Origin of the sequence: Aeromonas simiae (genome assembly GCF_014892695.1) — a bacterium.
Classification (GTDB): Bacteria; Pseudomonadota; Gammaproteobacteria; order Enterobacterales; family Aeromonadaceae; genus Aeromonas; species Aeromonas simiae.
The window spans coordinates 1,451,580-1,470,806 of the sequence record NZ_CP040449.1; the positions used below are offsets into that span (position 1 = coordinate 1,451,580).

17 protein-coding genes and 1 other RNA gene are annotated in these 19,227 nt (G+C 63.9%); 11 read left to right on the forward strand and 7 right to left on the reverse strand.

The annotated features are described in order from the left end of the window. Window positions 1–12: 12 nt before the first annotated feature. The 7 genes from FE240_RS06820 to FE240_RS06850 are packed head-to-tail and all read right to left on the reverse strand — an operon-like array spanning window position 13 to window position 7,623. Entirely contained in the window at window positions 13–774 is a 762-nt protein-coding gene (locus tag FE240_RS06820) for a substrate-binding periplasmic protein (RefSeq protein ID WP_193003899.1), read from the reverse strand. A gap of 40 nt (window positions 775–814) precedes the next feature. Further along, a complete protein-coding gene (locus FE240_RS06825; RefSeq protein ID WP_193003900.1) occupies window positions 815–1,210 on the reverse strand; it encodes a MerR family transcriptional regulator in 396 nt (131 codons plus the stop codon). Further along, window positions 1,207–2,121 (reverse strand): hydroxymethylglutaryl-CoA lyase, encoded by a 915-nt coding sequence (locus tag FE240_RS06830; RefSeq protein WP_193003901.1) that lies wholly within the window; start codon window positions 2,119–2,121, stop codon window positions 1,207–1,209. The genes FE240_RS06825 and FE240_RS06830 overlap by 4 nt, the downstream gene beginning before the upstream one ends. Next, window positions 2,118–4,043 (reverse strand): acetyl/propionyl/methylcrotonyl-CoA carboxylase subunit alpha, encoded by a 1,926-nt coding sequence (locus FE240_RS06835; RefSeq protein WP_193003902.1) that lies wholly within the window; start codon window positions 4,041–4,043, stop codon window positions 2,118–2,120. Before FE240_RS06835 ends, FE240_RS06830 begins: the two co-directional genes overlap by 4 nt. Beyond that, complete coding sequence (locus FE240_RS06840; RefSeq protein WP_193003903.1) at window positions 4,040–4,873, reverse strand: enoyl-CoA hydratase-related protein; 834 nt, start codon at window positions 4,871–4,873, stop codon at window positions 4,040–4,042. The genes FE240_RS06835 and FE240_RS06840 overlap by 4 nt, the downstream gene beginning before the upstream one ends. A gap of 9 nt (window positions 4,874–4,882) precedes the next feature. Beyond that, window positions 4,883–6,487, reverse strand: a complete 1,605-nt coding sequence (locus tag FE240_RS06845) for a carboxyl transferase domain-containing protein (protein ID WP_193003904.1) — start codon at window positions 6,485–6,487, stop codon at window positions 4,883–4,885. Beyond that, window positions 6,487–7,623, reverse strand: a complete 1,137-nt coding sequence (locus FE240_RS06850; RefSeq protein WP_193003905.1) for an isovaleryl-CoA dehydrogenase — start codon at window positions 7,621–7,623, stop codon at window positions 6,487–6,489. Before FE240_RS06850 ends, FE240_RS06845 begins: the two co-directional genes overlap by 1 nt. A gap of 187 nt (window positions 7,624–7,810) precedes the next feature. Here FE240_RS06850 and FE240_RS06855 point away from each other — a divergent pair, with 187 nt between their 5' ends. The 11 genes from FE240_RS06855 to FE240_RS06905 all read left to right on the forward strand — a co-directional run bounded on the left by FE240_RS06855 (window position 7,811) and on the right by FE240_RS06905 (window position 19,134). Beyond that, complete coding sequence (locus FE240_RS06855; RefSeq protein ID WP_193003906.1) at window positions 7,811–9,325, forward strand: CoA-acylating methylmalonate-semialdehyde dehydrogenase; 1,515 nt, start codon at window positions 7,811–7,813, stop codon at window positions 9,323–9,325. 18 nt (window positions 9,326–9,343) lie between these two features. Beyond that, the gene (locus tag FE240_RS06860) at window positions 9,344–10,501 is read left to right on the forward strand and encodes an acyl-CoA dehydrogenase family protein (protein WP_193003907.1); all 1,158 of its coding nucleotides are present in this window, start codon (window positions 9,344–9,346) and stop codon (window positions 10,499–10,501) included. A 29-nt stretch (window positions 10,502–10,530) separates the two neighbouring features. Then, window positions 10,531–11,325, forward strand: coding sequence for an enoyl-CoA hydratase (locus FE240_RS06865; RefSeq protein WP_193003908.1), 795 nt, complete (start codon window positions 10,531–10,533; stop codon window positions 11,323–11,325). Beyond that, window positions 11,318–12,433, forward strand: a complete 1,116-nt coding sequence (locus tag FE240_RS06870; RefSeq protein WP_193003909.1) for an enoyl-CoA hydratase/isomerase family protein — start codon at window positions 11,318–11,320, stop codon at window positions 12,431–12,433. Before FE240_RS06865 ends, FE240_RS06870 begins: the two co-directional genes overlap by 8 nt. Window positions 12,434–12,480: 47 nt before the next feature. Then, window positions 12,481–13,380, forward strand: a complete 900-nt coding sequence (gene mmsB, locus FE240_RS06875; RefSeq protein WP_193003910.1) for a 3-hydroxyisobutyrate dehydrogenase — start codon at window positions 12,481–12,483, stop codon at window positions 13,378–13,380. Next, window positions 13,377–14,135, forward strand: a complete 759-nt coding sequence (locus FE240_RS06880) for an SDR family oxidoreductase (RefSeq protein ID WP_193003911.1) — start codon at window positions 13,377–13,379, stop codon at window positions 14,133–14,135. Before mmsB ends, FE240_RS06880 begins: the two co-directional genes overlap by 4 nt. 311 nt (window positions 14,136–14,446) lie before the next feature. After that, a complete protein-coding gene (locus FE240_RS06885; RefSeq protein ID WP_193003912.1) occupies window positions 14,447–15,883 on the forward strand; it encodes a basic amino acid/polyamine antiporter in 1,437 nt (478 codons plus the stop codon). A 60-nt stretch (window positions 15,884–15,943) separates the two neighbouring features. Further along, window positions 15,944–16,732, forward strand: a complete 789-nt coding sequence (locus FE240_RS06890; RefSeq protein WP_193003913.1) for a sulfite exporter TauE/SafE family protein — start codon at window positions 15,944–15,946, stop codon at window positions 16,730–16,732. A 99-nt stretch (window positions 16,733–16,831) separates the two neighbouring features. Next, an RNA gene (gene ffs, locus FE240_RS06895) (signal recognition particle sRNA small type) lies at window positions 16,832–16,928 on the forward strand. 1,096 nt (window positions 16,929–18,024) lie between these two features. Continuing rightward, on the forward strand, window positions 18,025–18,549 hold the full coding sequence (locus FE240_RS06900; protein ID WP_193003914.1) for a fimbrial protein: 525 nt from the start codon (window positions 18,025–18,027) through the stop codon (window positions 18,547–18,549). Between the two features lie 63 nt (window positions 18,550–18,612). After that, window positions 18,613–19,134 carry a fimbrial protein gene (locus FE240_RS06905; protein WP_193003915.1) on the forward strand — a complete coding sequence of 174 codons (522 nt, stop codon included), beginning with the start codon at window positions 18,613–18,615 and terminating at the stop codon, window positions 19,132–19,134. The last annotated feature ends 93 nt before the right edge of the window (window positions 19,135–19,227 follow it).

Sequence of the window (19,227 nt, forward strand, 5' to 3'; positions counted from 1 at the left end):
AAAGCGGGACTATTATGGCACCGACCTCGGTGCCAGACCATAGCGCCGCCAGAGGGTTGCCGCCACACCCTGGCGTGTCAGTGACTGCATCATCTGCTCAAATACCGGAAGCGCGATGGGGGCTGCCGGGGCAATCAGCATGCGCAACTGATAGCGCTGATCGAGCCGGGTCGATATCAGTAACTGCTCCGCCAGGGCCGGCTCCCGTGCCAACTGGGAGTCCAGATAGGCGCGGGTCAGCACCGCCACGTCCCCCCGCCCGAGTTGCAAGGCCCGCAGCGTGCTGTGGTTATCTTTGACCAGCGTGATGCGAAAGCGCTGGCGCAGGTGGGCAGGATCCCCCTCGAACTGACTGAAACCATAGTGGTAGCCCTCGACCCCGATCAGCCGGTGGCGGGTGACATCCTCGAAAAAGCGCTGATCCCGACCGGGTGCCCGCATGGCGACGTAGACCTCGCCACCGAGGTAATAGGAGGATGAGGCCTGCACGGCGTGATCATGCCAGCCCCACTTGAGATCTTCGAACATCATCATGTCGAAGCGGCCTATATCTAACGCTTTGTAGCGCTGGGCACTGGAGGTGGGGACAAAGATGAAGCGGTAGTCAGGTTGACTACGGTTGAGCGCGGCAATGAGATCGAGCGTGAGGCCATACCATTGGCCGCCGGGCCCTTTTTCGACAAAGGGGGCGAAGGGGTAGCCCCCCACCCGTATCTCGGTGTGGGCCCATGGGGCACTGCACCAGAGCAGTATTAACAGCCACAGTCTACGCATTATCGTCCATTCACCCATGAGTCCGGTTCCCCAGCATCTGCTAGCCCTGAAGGAAATTCAACTCCTCCAGCGCTCCCCGGCAGCGTTGCTCGGCGGCCTCCAGCTCGGCCAGCACCATGGCGATATCCTCGAGTTGCTGGAGCAGGCTACCGCGTTTGGCATCGATCATGGCAATCATAGAGCCAAGCTGGGTACGGCTGCTGGGATCGGCTTCATACATGGCGAACAGTTCACGCACCTCGGCCAGGCTAAAACCCAGCCGCTTGCCGCGCAGGATCAGCTTGAGCCGGGTGCGATCTCTCGCGCTGTAGACGCGGGTCTGTCCCTCTCTGGCTGGGGTCAGCAACCCTTCGTCCTCGTAGTAGCGGATGGTGCGCGGCGTGATGTCGAACTCATGGGCCAGCTCGGAGATGGAGTAGGTGGGCGGGGCTCTCATGAGGCGTGCTCCTGATGACGATGGGCGGTCATGGCGCGCCCCACCTTGGAGCCGTTCTGGCGACCGAGGGCGCGGCTCACCCAGGCGCCGGTGGTCGCCAGTGCGGCGAGATCGATACCGGTGCTCATCCCCAATCCATGCAGCAGGTAGACCACCTCCTCGCTGGCCACATTACCCGATGCCCCCGGGGCATAGGGGCAGCCGCCCAAGCCCGCCACCGCGCTGTCGATGAGGCGCACCCCGCGCTCCAACGCTGGCAGCAGGTTGGCCAGAGCCTGGCCATAGGTGTCGTGAAAGTGCACCGCCACCTGGCCGGCGGGCACTTCGCTGAGCACCGCATCGAGCATGGGGGCGACGCTGCCCGGGGTGCCGACGCCGATGGTGTCGCCTAAGGAGATCTCGTGGCACCCCATGTCGAGCAGGCGGGCGGCGAGGCTGGCCACCCGCTTGGGCCGGGTCACCCCGTCATAGGGGCAGGCGATGACGGTGGAGAGGTAGCCGCGCACCCTTACCCCTTGCCGGCGCGCCTCGGCAGCCAGCGGGGCGAAGCGCGCCAGGGAGATCTCCACATCCACCCCCAGATTGGCGCGGGTAAACCCGTCCGAGCAGGCGGTAAAGAGGCCTATTTCCTGCACCCCGGCGGCCAGGGCGGCCGCCAGCCCCTGCTCGTTGGGCACCAGGGCGCCGTAGCTTAAGCGAGGGCTGCGCGGCAGACGGGCCAGCAGCGCACCCGAGTCGGCCATCTGTGGCACTCGTCTGGGAGAGACAAACGCCCCCACCTCGATGCGGGTGAGGCCCGCGCCGGCCAGCCGGTGTACTAGCTCCTCTTTCAAGGGCAGCGGCAACTGGCGCGGCTCGTTTTGCAGGCCGTCGCGCGGCCCCATCTCAATCAGGGTGACCTTGTCGCTCATGGTTGCTCCTGCGTAAAACTGACCAATCTGGCCCCTTGGCTCACCGGCTCCCCGGCGCGGCAGTGTACGGCGGCCACCACGGCCTCCTCATCGGCGCGCAGGGTGTGCTCCATCTTCATCGCCTCGAGCACCACCAGGGGCTGGCCGCGGTGCACCTGCTGCCCTGGGCTCACCAGCAATTGCACCACCAGGGCGTGCATGGGGGCGATGGCGCCGTGCGCCGGCGCCTCTCTGGGGCTGTCGTGCTGTGGTGAAGTGAGGCCGAACGCCACACTTTGCCCCTCCAGATGCAGGCGATCGCGCACCACCGGCAGGCGCTGCCAGCGCCCCTCGGCCATCAGGTGCACGGCATCGGCCGTGAGCCGATAGGGGAGCCAATGGCCGTGCCACTGCACCTCGGTTACGGCGCCGAGTCGGCGCAAGTTGAGGCTAAGGTGACGCGCTTCACCGCCAAGGGTGAGCGGGAGCGCCAGTCTGTCCTCCTGCCCCACCCGAAAGCCGGCAAAGCGCTGCCAGGGATCGGGTGAGGGGGGGGATCGGCCAAGCCACAGGGCGGCGGCCAGCCAGGCCAGCTCGGGCAGGGGAACAGCGGTGCTGGGCAGGGGCCACTGGGTGTGGTGGCGCACCGCCAGCACGTCCGGATCACGGCACAGGCGCGCCAGCAGGGGGGCGTTGTGGATGAGCGGCGCCAGTGTCAGGGTATCGAGGGCGCCGGCCAGGGCCGCGAAGGCGTGAGCGCGATCGGGGCCATGGGCGATCAATTTGGCCAGCATGGGATCGTAATAGGGGGTGATGGTGTCCCCTTCACGCACCCCGCTGTCGATACGCACCCCTTCTGGCCAGACGAGGGTATCGATGTCGCCGCTCGCCGGCAGAAAGCCGGCCGCCACGTCTTCGGCGTAGAGGCGCGCCTCCACCGCGTGGCCGCGCAGGGTGATGTCGGCCTGGCTGAGGGGCAGCGGCGCCCCCTGAGCAATCTGCAACTGCCAGGCCACCAGATCCTGGCCTGTGATGCACTCGGTGACCGGGTGCTCCACCTGCAAGCGGGTGTTCATCTCCATGAAGAAGAAGGCCTCGCCGCATACCAAATACTCCATGGTGCCGGCGCCGACATAGCCGATGGCGAGCGCCGCCTTGACCGAGGCCTCGCCCATGGCGCGGCGCAGGGCATCGGAGAGACCCGGTGCGGGAGCCTCCTCGATCACCTTCTGGTGGCGCCGCTGCAAGGAGCAGTCGCGATCCCCGAGATAGACCCCTTGGCCGTGGTGGTCACAAAACAGCTGCACCTCCACGTGGCGGGCGCGCTCGAGATAGCGCTCGAGCAGCACGGCGTCATCGCCAAAGGCGCTGCGCGCTTCGCGCTTGACCGCCGCCAGCGCCTCGAGAAAGTCGGCGTCGTTGTCGACCCGGCGCATCCCCTTGCCGCCGCCACCGGTGGCCGCCTTGATAAGGAGCGGTATGCCGATGTGGCGCGCCTCGGCCAGTAGCCGGGCCTCGGTCTGATCCTCCCCGTGATAGCCGGGCAGCAGCGGCACCCCGGCGGCTGCCATCAGGGCCTTGGCGCCGGCCTTGTCCCCCATGGCGCGGATGGCGGTGGCGGGGGGGCCGACAAAGCAGAGACCGGCGGCCTCCACCTGCTCGGCAAACGCGCTGTTTTCCGACAAAAAGCCATAACCGGGGTGGATGGCATCGGCCCGCGCCGCGCGGGCGATGGCGAGCACCTTGCCGGCGTTGAGGTAGCTGTCACGGGCCGGCGCCGGCCCCAGTGGCCAGGCTTCGTCGGCGGCTTCCACATGCAGGGCGCGGGCATCGGCGTCGGAGTAGAGGGCGATGGTGTGGATGCCGAGCGAGCGGGCAGTGCGGATGATGCGCAGGGCGATCTCGCCGCGGTTGGCGATGAGCAGGCGGCGGATGGGCCTCATTGCTCCTCCTTGGGTTGGGCGGCTTGGCGCCCATCGACGTCGTGGTGCCAGCGGGGAGGGCGTTTGTCGAAGAAGGCCTGCATCCCCTCCTGGGCCTCGGGGGCGACGCGCACCCGGGCGAGGGTGTCGACACAGATCTGCTCGAACCGATCCGGATCGAGGGCAAGGTGGCCGAGCAGGCGCTTGGTCTCCTTCATCGCCTCGGGGCCGTTCTGGCACAGGCGCTCGGCGAGGTGGCGGCCGCGTTGCAGCAGCGCGGTGTCATGGGCCGTCTCGTGTACCAGCCTCAGCCGGCAGGCGGTGATGGCGTCGAAGGGCTCGGCGCTTAGCATGTAGCGCTGGCACTGGCGCAGCCCGATGGCGCGCACCACATAGGGGCTGATCATGGCCGGCACCAGCCCGAGGCGAACTTCAGAGAGGCAAAAGCGCGCCCCTTCAGCGGCGATGGCCATGTCGCAGGCGGCGATGAGCCCCAGCGCGCCGCCGTAGGCGGCCCCCTGCACCAGGGCCAGGGTCGGCATGGGCAGTTGGCTCAAGGTGTGCAGCAGGCGCGCCAGCTGGCGGGCATCCTCACGATTGTGCTCGAAATCGCGATGGGCCAGGCTGCGCATCCAGTCGAGGTCGGCGCCGGCGCAAAAATGGGCCCCCTCGGCACGTAGAATGAGGGCGTGGGGGCGCTGCGCTATGGGTTGGCCGTGGGCATGGCCGAGATCGTCCAGCGCCTCCTGAAGGCCGGTGATGAGCGCGGCATTGAGGGCGTTGTGACGCTCGGGGCGGGTCAGGATCAGCTCAGCCAGTGGGCCGTGGCGTTCGATACGAAACAGGGTCATGGGGCCTCCTTACATCCGAAAGATGCCATAGCGCTCCGCCTCCAGGTTGGCGCCCTGGCAGGCCGCCAAGGCCAGGGCCAGCACGGTACGGCTGTCAGCGGGGTCAATCACCCCGTCATCCCACAGGCGGGCGCTGGCGTAGTAGGGGTGGCCCTGGCGCTCGTACTGGGCCAGCACCGGCTCGCGGATGGCGCGCGCCTCGGCCTCATCGAGGGTTTTTCCTTCGGCAGCCAGCTTGTCTTGGCGCACCTGCACCAGCACGCCGGCGGCCTGCTCGCCCCCCATCACCGAGATGCGGCTGTTGGGCCAACTGAAGAGAAAGTCGGGCTCGAAGGCACGCCCGGCCATGCCGTAGTTGCCGGCGCCGAAGCTGCCACCGGTGAGCAGGGTGATCTTGGGCACCCGGCTGCAGGCCACTGCGGTGACCAGCTTGGCGCCATGCTTGGCGATCCCTTCGTGCTCGGCGGCGCTGCCGACCATGAAGCCGGTGATGTTTTGCAAAAACAGCAAGGGGATAGCGCGGCGGTTACAGAGCTGGATGAAGTGGGCTCCTTTCAGGGCGCTGTCGCTGTGCAGCACCCCGTTGTTGGCGAGGATGCCGACCGGCATGCCGCAGAGGGTGGCAAAGCCGGTGACCAGGGTGGTGCCATAGCGCGCCTTGAACTCGTCAAACTCGGAGCCATCCACTAGGCGGGCGATGATCTCACGCGCCTCCACCGGCTTTTTCAAACTGGTGCCGACCAGGCCGTAGAGATCCGTGATGGGGTAGGCGGGGTCGGCATAGTCGGCCAGGGGGAGGGAGTGGGGGCGAACGGGCAGGTTGGCGACTAGACGCCGGGCGATGGCCAGGGCGTGCTGATCATCCTCGGCCAGGTGGTCGGCAACCCCTGAGCGGGCGCAGTGCACCTCGGCACCCCCGAGCGCCTCGGCGCTGATGCGCTCGCCGGTGGCGGCGTTGACCAGCGGCGGGCCGGCCAGGAACAAGGTGGCCTGCCCGCGCACCATGATCGACTCATCGGCCATGGCCGGCACATAGGCGCCGCCAGCGGTGCACAGCCCCATCACCACGGCGAGCTGGGGGATGGCGTCGGCCGACATGCGTGCCTGGTTGTAGAAGATGCGGCCAAAGTGATCCCGATCCGGGAACACCTCGTCTTGCATCGGCAAGAAGGCACCGCCCGAGTCGACCAGATAGAGGCAGGGCAGGCGCAGGCGCGCCGCGATGGCCTGGGCGCGCAGGTGTTTTTTCACCGTCAGCGGGTAGTAGGTGCCCCCTTTGACCGTGGCGTCGTTGACCACCAGCATGCACAGGCGCCCCTGAATGCGGCCGATGCCGGTGATGAGGCCGGCGGCCGGCACTGGCTCGTCATAGACCGCCAGGGCGGCCAGGGGGGAGAGCTCGAGAAACGGCGATCCGGGATCGAGCAGGTGATCGATGCGATCGCGCGCCAGCAGCTTGCCACGCGCCATATGGCGGGCGTTGTTGGCACTGCCGCCCCCTTCGGCGATCTGCGCCAGGGTGCGGTGCAGATCCGCCACGAGCGTCGCCATGGCTGCGGCGTTGGCGGAAAACTCGGGGCTGTGGGGGTCGAGGTGCGAAGGCAGGCGAGCCATCAGGCATCCCCCATCAGTTCGCGGCCGATCAGCCAGCGGCGGATCTCCGAGGTGCCGGCGCCGATCTCATAGAGCTTGGCGTCGCGCAGTAGCCGTCCGGTCGGGTAGTCGTTGATATAGCCGTTGCCCCCCAATAGCTGGATGGCGTCGAGGGCCATCTGGGTGGCGCTCTCGGCGGCGTAGAGGATGGCGGCGGCGCAATCCTTGCGGCGGGGGCGCCCGGCGTCGCAGTCGCGGGCCACCGCATAGACCAGGGCGCGGGCGCTGATGAGGCGGGTATACATGTCGGCCAGCTTGCCCTGCACCAGTTGGAATGTGCCGATGGGCTGGCCGAACTGCTTACGCTCGCGCACATAGGGGAGCACCACGTCCATGCAGGCCTGCATGATGCCAAGGGGGCCGGCGGCGAGCACGATGCGTTCGTAGTCGAGGCCGCTCATCAGCACCTGCACGCCGCCGCCCAAGGGGCCGAGTAGGTTGGCGGCGGGCACCTTGCAGTGATCAAACACCAGCTCGCAGGTGCTCGAGCCGCGCATGCCGAGCTTGTCGAGCTTCTGGGCCGTGCTAAAGCCGGGGGTGCCTTTCTCGACGATGAAGGCGCTGATCCCCTTGGCGCCGGCGGCCGGATCGCTCTTGGCGTAGACGACGAACACCTCGGCATCGGGGCCGTTGGTGATCCACATCTTGTTGCCATTGAGGATGAAATCGTCCCCGTCATGCAGGGCGTGTAGGCGCATGCTCACCACGTCGGAGCCGGCGCCCGGCTCACTCATAGCCAGCGCGCCCACCTTCTGGCCACTCACCAGCGCCGGCAGGTACTTGGCCTTCTGCTCCGCCGTGCCGTGACGGTGGATCTGGTTGATGCACAGATTGGAGTGGGCGCCGTAGGAGAGCCCCACCGAGGCGCTGGCGCGGCTTACTTGCTCCATCACCATGACGTGGGCCAGATAGCCCAGATTAACCCCGCCATACTCCTCGGCCACCGTGATGCCGTGCAGTCCCAGCTCGCCAAGCTCGGGCCAGAGATCGCGGGGAAACTGGTTGCTGGCATCAATCTCGGCGGCGCGCGGGGCGATCCGCTTTTGGCAATAGGCCGCTACCTGCTCGATAAGGGGGGTGAGGCTTTCGTCCACCATGAGGGGTCTCTCCTTAGACGGGGCGTAGTGAGCGCCCGGTTGCCACCGTTCCAAAAGGGCAAGATGTCCTGCGTACCGGGAAAACCTGGGCCAAACTGGTCTGTCCAATCTTTCATCAAGTTTACGTTAGCGTAAACGTAACTGAATTGTTAGTCTAAAGTAAATTCGCGTTCAGGAGCGTCTTCCCATGCCCAGCAATATCCACTCGCGCTTTGGCGATCTTCCCCTCTTCATCGACGGCAAGGCATCCCCCTCGGCCAGTGAGCAGTGGCTGCCGGTGCGCAGCCCCACCGATCAATCCCTGCTGGCCATGGTGCCCTGCGCCACCGAGGCCGAGGTGGCACGCGCCATTGAGGCGGCCCACACCGCCCAGCTTGCCTGGCGCGAGGTGCCAGCCCCCGAGCGGGCGCGGGTGATGCTGCGCTATCAGCAGCTGCTCAAGGCGCACCATGATGAGCTGGCCGAGCTGCTAGCCCAGGAGACGGGCAAGATCCTGGCCGATGCCAGGGGGGAGGTGTGGCGCGGCATCGAGGTGGTGGAGCAGGCCTGTGGCGTGGCCAGCCAGATGATGGGCGAGACACTGGAGAACGTGGCGCGCGGGGTGGATGGTTACTCCTTGGTGCAGCCACTTGGGGTGTGCGCGGGCATTACGCCGTTCAATTTTCCCGCCATGATCCCCTTATGGATGTTTCCGCTGGCGATAGCCTGTGGCAACGGTTTTGTGCTCAAACCCTCCGAGCAGGTGCCGCTCACGCCGCTGCGTCTGGCCGAGCTGTTTCGCGAGGCGGGGGCGCCTGACGGTATTCTGTGCTTGGTGTACGGTCAGGCTCCCCAGGTGGAGGCCATCATCAGCCACCCCCTGATCAGGGCGGTGAGCTTTGTCGGCTCGGCCCGGGTGGGGGCGCAGGTCTATCGCAGGGCGACCGATCTCCTGAAGCGGGCCCAATGCTTCGTCGGGGCCAAGAACCATATGGTGATCATGCCGGACGCCAACAAGGCCCAGGTGCTGAGTAACCTGGTCGGCGCCGGGGTGGGCGCCGCCGGCCAGCGCTGCATGGCCATCAGCGTGGCGGTGTTGGTGGGCTCGGCCCGCGACTGGCTGCCTGAGCTGGCCGAGGCGTTTCGCGCCGTGCATCCCGGCCCGTGGGACAGCGACGAGGCGGCCTATGGCCCGCTTATCAGCCACGGCGCTCGGGAGCGAGTGGCCCACTTGATTGAAGAGGGGATCCGAGAGGGGGCGCATTGTCTGGTCGATGGGCGCGAGGTGACCGTGCATGGCTACCCGGATGGCAACTGGATGGGGCCGACCCTGTTTCGTGGTGTCACGGCCCACATGCGCCTTTACCAGGAGGAGATCTTCGGTCCCGTGCTCGCCTGCATGGAGGTGGAGACCCTGAGCGAGGCGATTGCCCTCATCAACGCCAACCCTTACGGCAACGGCACCGCCATCTTCACCGGCAGCGGCGCCGCCGCCCGCCAGTTCCGTCACGAGGTGGCGGTGGGGCAGGTGGGGATCAACGTGCCGATCCCAGTGCCCCTGCCGTTTTTCTCCTTCACCGGTTGGCGCGGCTCTTTCTATGGGGATCTGCACGCCTACGGCAAGCAGGCGGTGCGCTTTTACACCGAGACCAAAACGGTGACCGAACGCTGGTTTGATGATGACGTGCCAAGCGGCCCCAATCTCACCATCTCATTGCGTTAAGAAGCCAGGAGAGTGGATATGGATTTCACCCTGACCGACCAGCAGCAGGCGTTTGTGACCGCCGCCGATGCCTTTGCCCGCGAGGCGCTCGCTCCCCATGCCGCCCGCTGGGATCGGGATCACGAGTTTCCCATCACCACCCTCAAGGCGGCGGCTGGGCTGGGCTTTTGCGGCCTTTACACCGATCCTCGCTACGAGGGGCTGGGGCTGGATCGCCTCGACGCCAGCCTCATCTTCGAGCGCCTGGCCATGGGCTGCACCTCCACCACGGCTTATCTCACCATTCACAACATGGTGAGCTGGATGCTGGGGGCCTGGCTGCCTGCCGAGACTGCTGCCGCCTGGGTGCCGCGCCTAGCCAGCGGCGAGCTGCTCGGCTCTTATTGCCTCACCGAGGCGGGGGCCGGCTCGGATGCCGCCGCCTTGAATACCCGCGCCGTGCGCGCAGGGGATGAGTACCTCATCGACGGCAGCAAGGTGTTTATCTCCGGCGCCGGCAGCACCCAGGTGCTGGTGGTGATGGCTCGCACCGGCGGCGCTGGAGCGGCGGGGATCTCCGCCTTCATGGTGCCGGCCGAGACGCCCGGCGTGCGCTGCGGCAAGGCCGAGGAGAAGCTCGGCTGGCACAGCCAGCCAACCCGCGAGGTGATCTTCGAGGGGGTTCGGGTGCCGGCGGCGTTTCGCTTAGGCCAGGAGGGGGAGGGGTTTAAGTTCGCCATGCAGGCGCTCGATGGGGGGCGCATCAACATCGCCTCTTGCTCGGTCGGCACCGCCCAGCAGGCACTTGGCGAGGCACTGGCCTATGTAAAGACGCGCGAGCAATTTGGTCGCCCGATCAGCGAATTTCAGAGCGTGCAGTTTCGCTTGGCCGACATGGCGACCGAGCTGGCCGCCGCGCGCCTGCCGGTGCGCCAGGCCGCCGCCAAGCTCGATGCCGGCGCCCCCGACAAGAGCGCCTGGTGCGCCATGGCCAAGCGCTTGGCCACTGACCTGGGCTACCGCATCTGTGACGAGGCGTTGCAGCTCTTTGGTGGCTACGGCTACACCCGCGATTACCCGCTCGAGCGTTACCTGCGCGATACCCGGGTGCACCGCATCTTGGAGGGCACCAACGAGGTGATGCGCCTCATCATCGCCCGGCGCCTGCTTGCCGAGCCGGGACTGTCGCTGGAATAACCATGAACGCAGAGCAAGGAGCCGATGCGATGACGACCCGCATTCATGTGGCGTATCACGGTCACACCGCTTGGTTGACCCTGGACAATCCGCCCGCCAACACCTGGAACGAGGCCGGTCTCGCCACCCTGGCCCGCCTCATGGACGAGCTGCATGAGCGTCCCGAGATCGTGGCTCTGGTGCTGACCGGCGCCGGGGAGAAGTTCTTCTGTGCCGGGGCCGATCTGCATCAGTTTGCCAGCGGTGACGCCGAAGTGGCGCAGCGGGTGGGCGAGGCGTTTGGCCGCGCCTTCGATGCCCTGGCCGATTTTGCCGGGGTGAGCATTGCCGCCATCAACGGCTTTGCCATGGGCGGCGGATTGGAGCTGGCGCTCGCCTGCGACATCCGCATCGCCGAGCAGCAGGCGGTGCTGGCCCTGCCCGAAGCCTCGGTCGGGCTGCTCCCCTGCGCCGGTGGTACCCAGCGCCTGACCGAGCTGGTGGGGCCGGGGTGGGCCAAGCGGATGATCCTCTGTGGGGAACGGGTCGATGCACCTTTGGCCCATCAGATAGGGCTGGTGGAGCAGTTGGTTCCCCGCGGTCATGGACGGGAGGCCGCCCGGCTCCTGGCTGAGCAGGCCGAGCGGCAGAGCCCGGCGGCGCTGCGCGCCTGCAAGCGGCTGATTAACGAGGGGCGTCACCGCCCTCAGGCGCAGGTGCTGCCCCTTGAGCGCGAGCAGTTCACCGCGCTGTTTAGCGATCCCAACCAGCGCGAGGGGGTGCAGGCTTTCTTGGCAAAGCGCCCGGCGCGCTGGCGTTACCGAGAAGGAGAGGAGAATGACTGACGGGGTTGGTGCCCGCCTGCTTGAGGCGGCCGGTGGGGCTAAGGTCGGGGTGCTCACCCTGGATGCCCCCAGCTCGCTCAACGCCCTGAGCCTGCCGATGATCACCGCGTTACACGGCCATCTGGCGCGCTGGGCGAGCGACGATGCGGTACGGGCCGTCTGGCTCGAGGGGGCGGGGGAGAAGGCCTTCTGCGCCGGGGGGGATATCCGCTCTTTTTATCATCGGCGCGATGAGGCTGGCTTGTTTGCCTATGCCAGCGATTTTTTCGAGCGCGAATACCGGCTCGATCACGCCATTCACACCTACCCCAAGCCGGTGCTCTGCCTTGGGCACGGCATCGTCATGGGGGGCGGCATCGGTCTGCTGGCCGGCGCCCGTTTTCGCATCCTGACCGAGCAGAGCCTGCTGGCGATGCCGGAGGTGAGTATCGGCCTCTTTCCCGATGTGGCCGGCAGTTGGTTTTTGCCGCGCATGCCGGGGCGCCTTGGCCTCTGGCTTGGCCTCACCGGCGCCCGCTTCAACGGCAGCGACGCACTGGCGCTGGGGCTGGCCGATGGGTTGATCCCGGCGGCGCGGCGCGGCGAGCTGAAAGCGCGGCTGCTAAAGATCGATTGGCAGCTGAGCGGGGAGGCGCTCGATCAGGCGATCCACGAGCAGATCTACGCCCTTGGCATGGGCATGGAGGCGCCGGCGCCCCGGCTGCTGCCCCATCAGGGGCGTATCGATGCCCTGCTGGCGGGGCGGGCCTTCCCTGTGGTGCTGGCGCAGTTGCTGGACGCCGATCTTGCCGATGAGCCTGAGTTGGCCGCCGCTCAGGCCCAGTGCCGCGCCGGCAGCCCCCTTAGCCGGGCGCTGGTGTGGCAGCAATACACCAAGGCGCGGCAGCACTCACTGGCCGAGATCTTCGCCGATGAGCTGACCCTGGCGGTCAACTGCGCCCTGCACGGTGATTTCATCGAAGGGGTGCGCGCCCTGCTCATCGACAAGGACAAGCGCCCGCGCTGGCGCTTTGCCAGCGAGGCTGAGATCCCCAGCCAGTGGCTCGAGCGGATGTGGCAGTGGCCGTCTGGCCGCCACCCGCTTTGGAGCGAGCTTGGCGGGGGGTAAATCACGACCGGCTGTGGGCACAGGTGTGTGGGAATAAGGAGGAGGCCATGAAAATAGGATTCATCGGGCTGGGCAACATGGGCGGGCCGATGGCGGCCAACCTGGCCAGGGCCGGCCATGAGGTGTGGGTGTTTGATCTGGTGAGGGCTCACATCGATGAGGCGGTCGCCGCTGGCTGCCATGGGGCTGTGGATGCCGCCTCGGCGCTCGATGGCTGCGCGGCGGCCATCTCCATGCTGCCGGCCGGTGAGCATGTTCGTGGCCTCTGGCTTGAGCAGGCGCGGCTCTCGGCCATGCCGGCCGGGGCGCTGGTGATCGATTGCTCCACCATCGACGTCGCCTCGGCCCGCGCCGTGGGGGAGGCGGCGCGCGAACGCGGGCTGCGCTTTGTCGATGCACCGGTCTCGGGCGGTACGGCGGGGGCCCGCGCCGGTACGCTGACCTTCATCATGGGCGGGGAGGCTACCGACGTGGAGGCCGCGAAGGCCGTGCTCGCCCCCATGGGGCAGAGCCTGTTGCACGCCGGGCCGCTCGGGGCGGGGCAGATCGCCAAGATGTGCAACAACATGCTGCTCGCTATCCACATGGCGGGCACCGCCGAGGCGCTCGCCCTCGGGGTGCGCGAGGGGCTCGATCCGGCGGTGCTCTCGGCCATCATGGGCAAGAGTTCGGGCAATAACTGGAGTCTTGAGCGCTACAACCCCTGGCCTGGGGTGATGGAGAACGCCCCGGCCTCGCGTGGTTATCAAGGGGGCTTCATGACCCGCCTCATGGTCAAGGATCTGGGGCTGGCCATGGCGCTGGCCGAGCACGCCAAGAGCCCGGTGCCGCTCGGCGCCCTGGCTCGCAGCCTGTTTCTGCTGCACGCCCAAGGGGGCTTTGAGGCGCTCGATTTTTCCAGCATCCAGCAGTTGTATGGCGGTCAGATCGAAGGAGGCAAGGGATGAACATTGCGCACAAGGTGATCGCCGTGACCGGGGCGGGCCGGGGGCTGGGACGGGCGGTGGCCCTGATGCTGGTGGCCGAAGGGGCACGCTTGGTGCTGATCGACATCAATCGCAACGATCTCGAGGTGACCCAGGCCGAGGTCGAGAGCCGCGGAGGTGAGTGCCTGCTGCTGCCCTGTAACGTGGCTGACGAGGGGGAGGTCGAGGCGGCCTTTACCCGCATTCGCCAGCATTATGGTCAACTGCACGGCCTGGTGAGTTGCGCCGGCATACTGCGCGACGGTCTGCTCATCAAGCGCCGCGACGGCCAGCTCATCGACAAGTTGTCGCTCGCCCAGTGGCAGGCGGTGATCGATGTCAATCTCACCGGTACCTTCCTGTGCGGGCGCGAGGCGGCTGTGCTGATGAGCGAGACGGGGGAGGGGGTGATTATTAACGTCTCCTCCATCGCCCGCGCTGGCAACATGGGCCAGAGCAACTACGCCGCCAGCAAGGCCGGGGTGGCGGCGCTGGTGGTGACCTGGGCGCGGGAGCTGTCACGATACGGTATTCGGGTGATGGGGATCGCCCCCGGCGTGTTTGCCACCGACATGACGGCGGCGATGAAGCCCGAGGCGATGGAGCGGATGCGCCAAGCCATCCCGGTCGGTCAGCTCGGTGAAGCGGCGCAGCTGGCCGAGACGGTGCGTTTTATCTTCCACAATGACTACCTTTCGGGGCGGATGATCGAGATAGACGGCGGCCTGCGCCTGTGAATGGCGGCCACAGGCCCGCAAGCATGGGGATGCTGCGGGCCTATCTCTGTATGGATGAATGAATGCCAAGATGGTGAAAAATCACGGGATCTTTTTGAATTTGACCCCTGTCACAGGACTCCCACTTCACTCCTGTAAAATTGCGCCCGGTCAAGGCAACCGATATTTGTGTGAGCGGCCATTGCGGTAGGAATAATCATGCAATATAGTTGCCGCCTTTTTCAGGGCCCCCGGAGCGGGGCTTGTGTCACGGGTGCGAGTGGATTGAATAGGGAAAATCAGTCGCTGCCGCTTCACGCAACAGGACAGAGATGGACAATAAGTTAGGGCTCGGCGCCCTCATCTCGCTCGTTATCGGCTCCATGGTCGGTGCGGGGGTCTTCAGTCTGCCGCAAAATATCGCCTCCCATGCCGGGGTCGGTGCCATCGCCATCGGTTGGCTCATTACCGGGCTGGGTATGATCTGCCTGGCGCTGGTCTATCAGTCGCTCTCGATGCGCCGCCCGGATCTCGATGGTGGCATCTTCAGTTACGCCAAGGCGGGATTTGGTGACTTCATCGGTTTTAACGCCGCCTGGGGTTACTGGATCTGTCAGTTGCTGGCCAACGTCTCCTATGCCGTGGTGGTGTTCAGCGCACTGAGCTACTTCTTCGATACCCCGGAGCGGGTGCTGTTTGGCGATGGCAATACGCCACTGGCCATTACGCTCGCCTCCTTGTTGATCTGGTCGGTCAATGCCTTGGTGCTCAAGGGGATCAAGATGGCGGCCATGGTCAACGTGGTGACCACCATCGCCAAGATGGTGCCGCTCATCGTGTTCTGCGTGGCCATCCTGCTTGCCTTCCACCTCGATACCTTCACGCTGGATATCTGGGGCCAGCAGACCCCTGAACTCGGCTCTGTGCTCGATCAGGTCAAGTCGACCATGAAGGTGACCCTGTGGGTCTTCATCGGTATCGAGGGGGCGGTGGTGGTCTCGGCCCGTGCGCGTCACCGTCGTGACGTGGGGCGCGCCACCGTGCTGGCGCTGCTCGGCGCCCTGGCCCTCTACGTCATGGTGACCCTGTTCACCCTCGGTGTGATGAGCCAGCCGGAAGTGGCCGCGCTCAAGAACCCCTCCACGGCCCTCATCCTCGAGAAGGTGGTTGGCCCTTGGGGCGCTTGGCTTATCAATATCGGCCTGGTGATCTCCGTGATGGGGGCCCTGCTGAGCTGGACCGTGCTGGCGGCGGAAGTGCCCTATATTGCGGGCAAGACCGGCGTGTTCCCGGCCTGGTTCTCCAAGGAGAACAAGAATGGCTCACCCCAGGTGTCGCTGTGGTGCTCGGCGGCCCTGGTGCAGACGTTTCTCATCATCATCTATTTCCAGAGCTCGACCTATCTGGCGCTGGTGAATATCGCCACCGCCGCTGCCCTGGTGCCTTATGTCTTCTCCGGTGCTTATGGCCTCAAGCTGGCGCTGTCGGGCCAGACCTATGAGGCGCAGCCCCATCAGCGCAAGCGCGACATTCTGCTTTCTCTCATCGCCACCGGCTATGGCTGCTGGCTGGTCTATGCGGCCGGGATTGAGTACTTGCTGCTGGTGGCACTGCTCTACAGCCCGGGGGTCTTCATCTATTGGAAGGCGCGTCAACATCATGGCCTGCGTGGCATGAACCGCCTCGAGCAGGGAATGACGGTGGCCCTGCTCGGCTTTGCCGTGCTGGCGCTCTACAAGGTGCTTGACGGTACCATTCCCCTGCATTAACGGGCACAATGACGGGATGGCTTAGGCCATCCCGTTTGCTTTCTGTCGCAAGGATTTCACATGCTCTTTCTGGGATACCTGCTGCTCGGTGCCTGTGCCGGTCTGCTGGCGGGTCTCTTTGGCATCGGTGGGGGGCTCATCATAGTGCCGGTGCTGGTGGCCTCGTTCCATGCCCAAGGGATCGCCCCTGACATCGTCACCCACTTGGCGCTCGGCACCTCCATGATCACCATGATCTTCACCGGCATCAGCTCCCTGCGGGTACACCAACAAAGAGGGGTGGTCGACTGGCCCCTGATCCGCCAGCTCGCTGTCGGCATGCTGGTGGGGGGCTGGCTAGGTGGGATGACGGCCAGCCAGCTCTCGGCCAGCACTCTTAATATCATCATCGGCTCGTTCGCCTGGGCCATGGCGCTACAGATGGGGCTCTCGCTGCAACCCAAGGCAGGAAGGTACCTGCCGGGGCCTGCCGGTAATGGTATTGCCGGTGTGGTGATAGGCTGGATGTCGGCCCTGTTCGGTATTGGTGGTGGCTCGCTGACCGTGCCCTATCTCTCTTGGTGCAGCGTGCCGATGAACCGGGCCGTGGCGGTCTCGGCCGCTTGCAGCCTGCCGATTGCCTTGGCGGGCAGCCTCTCCTATCTCTATGCCGGTTGGGGAGAGGCGGGCCTGCCCGAGTGGTCGCTGGGGTATGTCTATCTGCCGGCGCTGCTGGGGATCGTGCTCACCAGTACCCAGTTCGCCCGTTACGGCGCCCGGCTGGCGCACCACCTGTCCCCTAAGCGGCTCAAGCAGGCGTTTGCTTGTTTACTCTTGGCTGTGGGTACCAAGTTCATGCTCTTTAGCTGACAACGTGTTGAAAAAGCAGGCAAACACGCCGTGTTAGGGCAGAAAGCCGTTGCATTGGAAGCCTGCTCTGTTAGACTGCACAGCGTTCGATGGTGGCCCCATTGGTCCTCTCGCATCGATAACTCGTCTACCTGGTCAGGTCCGGAAGGAAGCAGCCAAGGCGGGGGACTCGAGTGCCGGGATGTGGCTGGTGGGGCCGCCTCCATTTCTGGAATATCAATCTCTTAACTCCCCTATGCTCTCTGGTCATCCACTTCCTGTGGACGAGCAGGCGCTCCTGATAAACCTTTGGCTCACTCCCCACGGCATCTGGTATTGCCGGAACGTCACCACACGCCCTTGTGGTTGCCATACCGCGTTTAGAAAATCCCTTTAGACTCGCGAGAGCCGTCGTTGCGCGGCAGCATGCCAGTGTACTCGGCGTAAAATATGCGCGTGGAGGCTGCGGGGAAAAGAGGAGTCATATTTTCTTGGTCATATGGGCGAGGGCTGGTCATATAGTCATTCATGTTGATACGGCTTATTGCCATCTGCCTATGACGTGGGTACTGCTCTGCGGCCTATTGGTAAAGGAAAGGGCTGCCAGCCTATTATTGACGTCCTATCATCATAGGTAACCAGCAGGTTGTGAAATTGGTCGTGAATAGGATTTATGGTTTTTTGTTCATTGTCGACGCAGCTTTTCAGAGCGTAATTCCCTTGAGGATATTTCAATATACGGGAAATGGTGTGTTCATAATGCGGCTTTTTGCTATGAATCACAGTGGATGTGACCTGATGATTCCTGGGTATTGATCGTCCTTTTGGTCTTTTATGTGGTAGTGAAAAGCAGGGCGCTCGATAACGGTAAGGCTATTTTTGCTTTAAATGTTTAAAATTAAAGAATTTTAATTTAATTTTCATTAAATTTTTGGTGGTTCATTCCTAAAATGACTTAAACTCTATAAAGATGGCTCTGTTTTGTCATTTGAGGGTTTTCTCGCTCTCACGCATCTTTATACTAGCCCACATCAACGGATGATGCTTTTTGCCTGCATGTTAGTGGTTGTTGTAGTTTTGGCCTCCATCTTTAGTGTTGTATATAGATGATTGTTTCTTATAAACATTAAATAACGCGCCGTCCATCTCTCTCTGGGAGTAAATGTTTTATTCCCGGATGAGTTTTTACGCTCATTTTTTGATGTTTATAGATCATCGCGGATATGCAGAGGCGTTATTCATCATTGTCGTAGTGGTGAGTGAAGGGAATCATCAATCAAATAACGTTTAACTGAATTGAAATAGGATTACCCATGAAAAAAATTGCATCTGTGGCTCTCCTGGTGATGAGCGTTACTACCGGTGTTCACGCTGCGGCTGATCAGGGTAGCGGTCGCGTCACCTTCACCGGCTCCATCATCAATGCGGCTTGCTCCATCAGCCCGGAATCGTCTGATCAGGAAGTTAACCTGGGCCAAATCGCAATGCACGAGCTGGAAGATGCCGGTACCTCCACCCCGCGCAACTTCGAAATCGCCCTGGAAAACTGCTCTATCGATCGCGGTAGCGAAGTGAGCGTGACCTTCGGCGGTGCTGCTGCCGTAGGTAGCGATAACAAGCTGCTGGGTATTACCGGTACTGCCGCAGGCGCCGGTGTGGCCATCACCGACGGCTCTGGTCAGCGCCTGACCCTGGGTCAAGCCTCCGCAGGTCGTGAGCTGATCGACGGTAACAACACCCTGAATTTCTCCGCCTATCTGGAAGGGCTGGGTGACAACGACAAGCTGAAAAGCGGTGATTTTTACGCTGTGACCGATTTCACTCTGGCATACGAATAAGTCTCCCTTTGTATGAATAAGAATGGACCCAGCACTGTCTGGGTTCATTTTTTCGAGCTCAAGATGATCTATTTCCGTTTTTTGCTGTTGGCCATTATCGGCTGTTATTCCAGCTTGCCGGAGAGCGCTTCGGCGATGGATCGCTGGAAAGAGGGGGTTGGCAGTCAAATTCAGGAGTCCGCCTGCGCAATTCATGATGAGGATGTATGGCAGACCTTTTCCGAGCCAGAGGCAACTCATACAGGCAGCCTGAAAACGGATGAATTTTATCCGCTGAGGATCCGGCTGATCAATTGCCGATTACACGATGACCGTCAGTGGCGATCCATCCATATGCAACTGGATGGTGAACGTGTTGAGAACAACATTCATCTCTTTGCGATAGCGGGGGGAGAGAGCGGGTTGGCGATGCAGATCCAAGATGCCGCCGGGGATGAAGTGACCCCCGGCATGGTGCTCTTTGCCAATACGTTTGACGAAGCGTTGATGGAGCTGCATTACCGAATGCGGCTCATCCAGAAAGAAGAGAGATCACAGCGCGCTGATTGGCAGGGCGCTATTCGCCTGACGATGACATACCAATAAGGTCATTGCGGTTCGTGTGGAGAGGTCGGCTTGGGTTTGGCAGGTTTTTAGCTATGCGTTATTGGCAATTGATTGCTGCACTCGTGCTTGCCG

What these genes read in the sequence shown, in the direction of transcription:
- FE240_RS06900 (WP_193003914.1), top strand. Translation starts at nt 18,025, where the DNA reads ATGAAAAAAATTGCATCTGTGGCTCTCCTGGTGATGAGCGTTACTACC.
- FE240_RS06870 (WP_193003909.1), top strand. Translation starts at nt 11,318, where the DNA reads ATGACTGACGGGGTTGGTGCCCGCCTGCTTGAGGCGGCCGGTGGGGCT.
- FE240_RS06865 (WP_193003908.1), top strand. Translation starts at nt 10,531, where the DNA reads ATGACGACCCGCATTCATGTGGCGTATCACGGTCACACCGCTTGGTTG.
- FE240_RS06885 (WP_193003912.1), top strand. Translation starts at nt 14,447, where the DNA reads ATGGACAATAAGTTAGGGCTCGGCGCCCTCATCTCGCTCGTTATCGGC.
- FE240_RS06855 (WP_193003906.1), top strand. Translation starts at nt 7,811, where the DNA reads ATGCCCAGCAATATCCACTCGCGCTTTGGCGATCTTCCCCTCTTCATC.
- mmsB (WP_193003910.1), top strand. Translation starts at nt 12,481, where the DNA reads ATGAAAATAGGATTCATCGGGCTGGGCAACATGGGCGGGCCGATGGCG.
- FE240_RS06830 (WP_193003901.1), bottom strand. Translation starts at nt 2,121, where the DNA reads ATGAGCGACAAGGTCACCCTGATTGAGATGGGGCCGCGCGACGGCCTG.
- FE240_RS06820 (WP_193003899.1), bottom strand. Translation starts at nt 774, where the DNA reads ATGCGTAGACTGTGGCTGTTAATACTGCTCTGGTGCAGTGCCCCATGG.
- FE240_RS06880 (WP_193003911.1), top strand. Translation starts at nt 13,377, where the DNA reads ATGAACATTGCGCACAAGGTGATCGCCGTGACCGGGGCGGGCCGGGGG.
- FE240_RS06860 (WP_193003907.1), top strand. Translation starts at nt 9,344, where the DNA reads ATGGATTTCACCCTGACCGACCAGCAGCAGGCGTTTGTGACCGCCGCC.
- FE240_RS06825 (WP_193003900.1), bottom strand. Translation starts at nt 1,210, where the DNA reads ATGAGAGCCCCGCCCACCTACTCCATCTCCGAGCTGGCCCATGAGTTC.
- FE240_RS06835 (WP_193003902.1), bottom strand. Translation starts at nt 4,043, where the DNA reads ATGAGGCCCATCCGCCGCCTGCTCATCGCCAACCGCGGCGAGATCGCC.
- FE240_RS06850 (WP_193003905.1), bottom strand. Translation starts at nt 7,623, where the DNA reads ATGGTGGACGAAAGCCTCACCCCCCTTATCGAGCAGGTAGCGGCCTAT.
- FE240_RS06890 (WP_193003913.1), top strand. Translation starts at nt 15,944, where the DNA reads ATGCTCTTTCTGGGATACCTGCTGCTCGGTGCCTGTGCCGGTCTGCTG.
- FE240_RS06840 (WP_193003903.1), bottom strand. Translation starts at nt 4,873, where the DNA reads ATGACCCTGTTTCGTATCGAACGCCACGGCCCACTGGCTGAGCTGATC.
- FE240_RS06845 (WP_193003904.1), bottom strand. Translation starts at nt 6,487, where the DNA reads ATGGCTCGCCTGCCTTCGCACCTCGACCCCCACAGCCCCGAGTTTTCC.
- FE240_RS06905 (WP_193003915.1), top strand. Translation starts at nt 18,613, where the DNA reads ATGATCTATTTCCGTTTTTTGCTGTTGGCCATTATCGGCTGTTATTCC.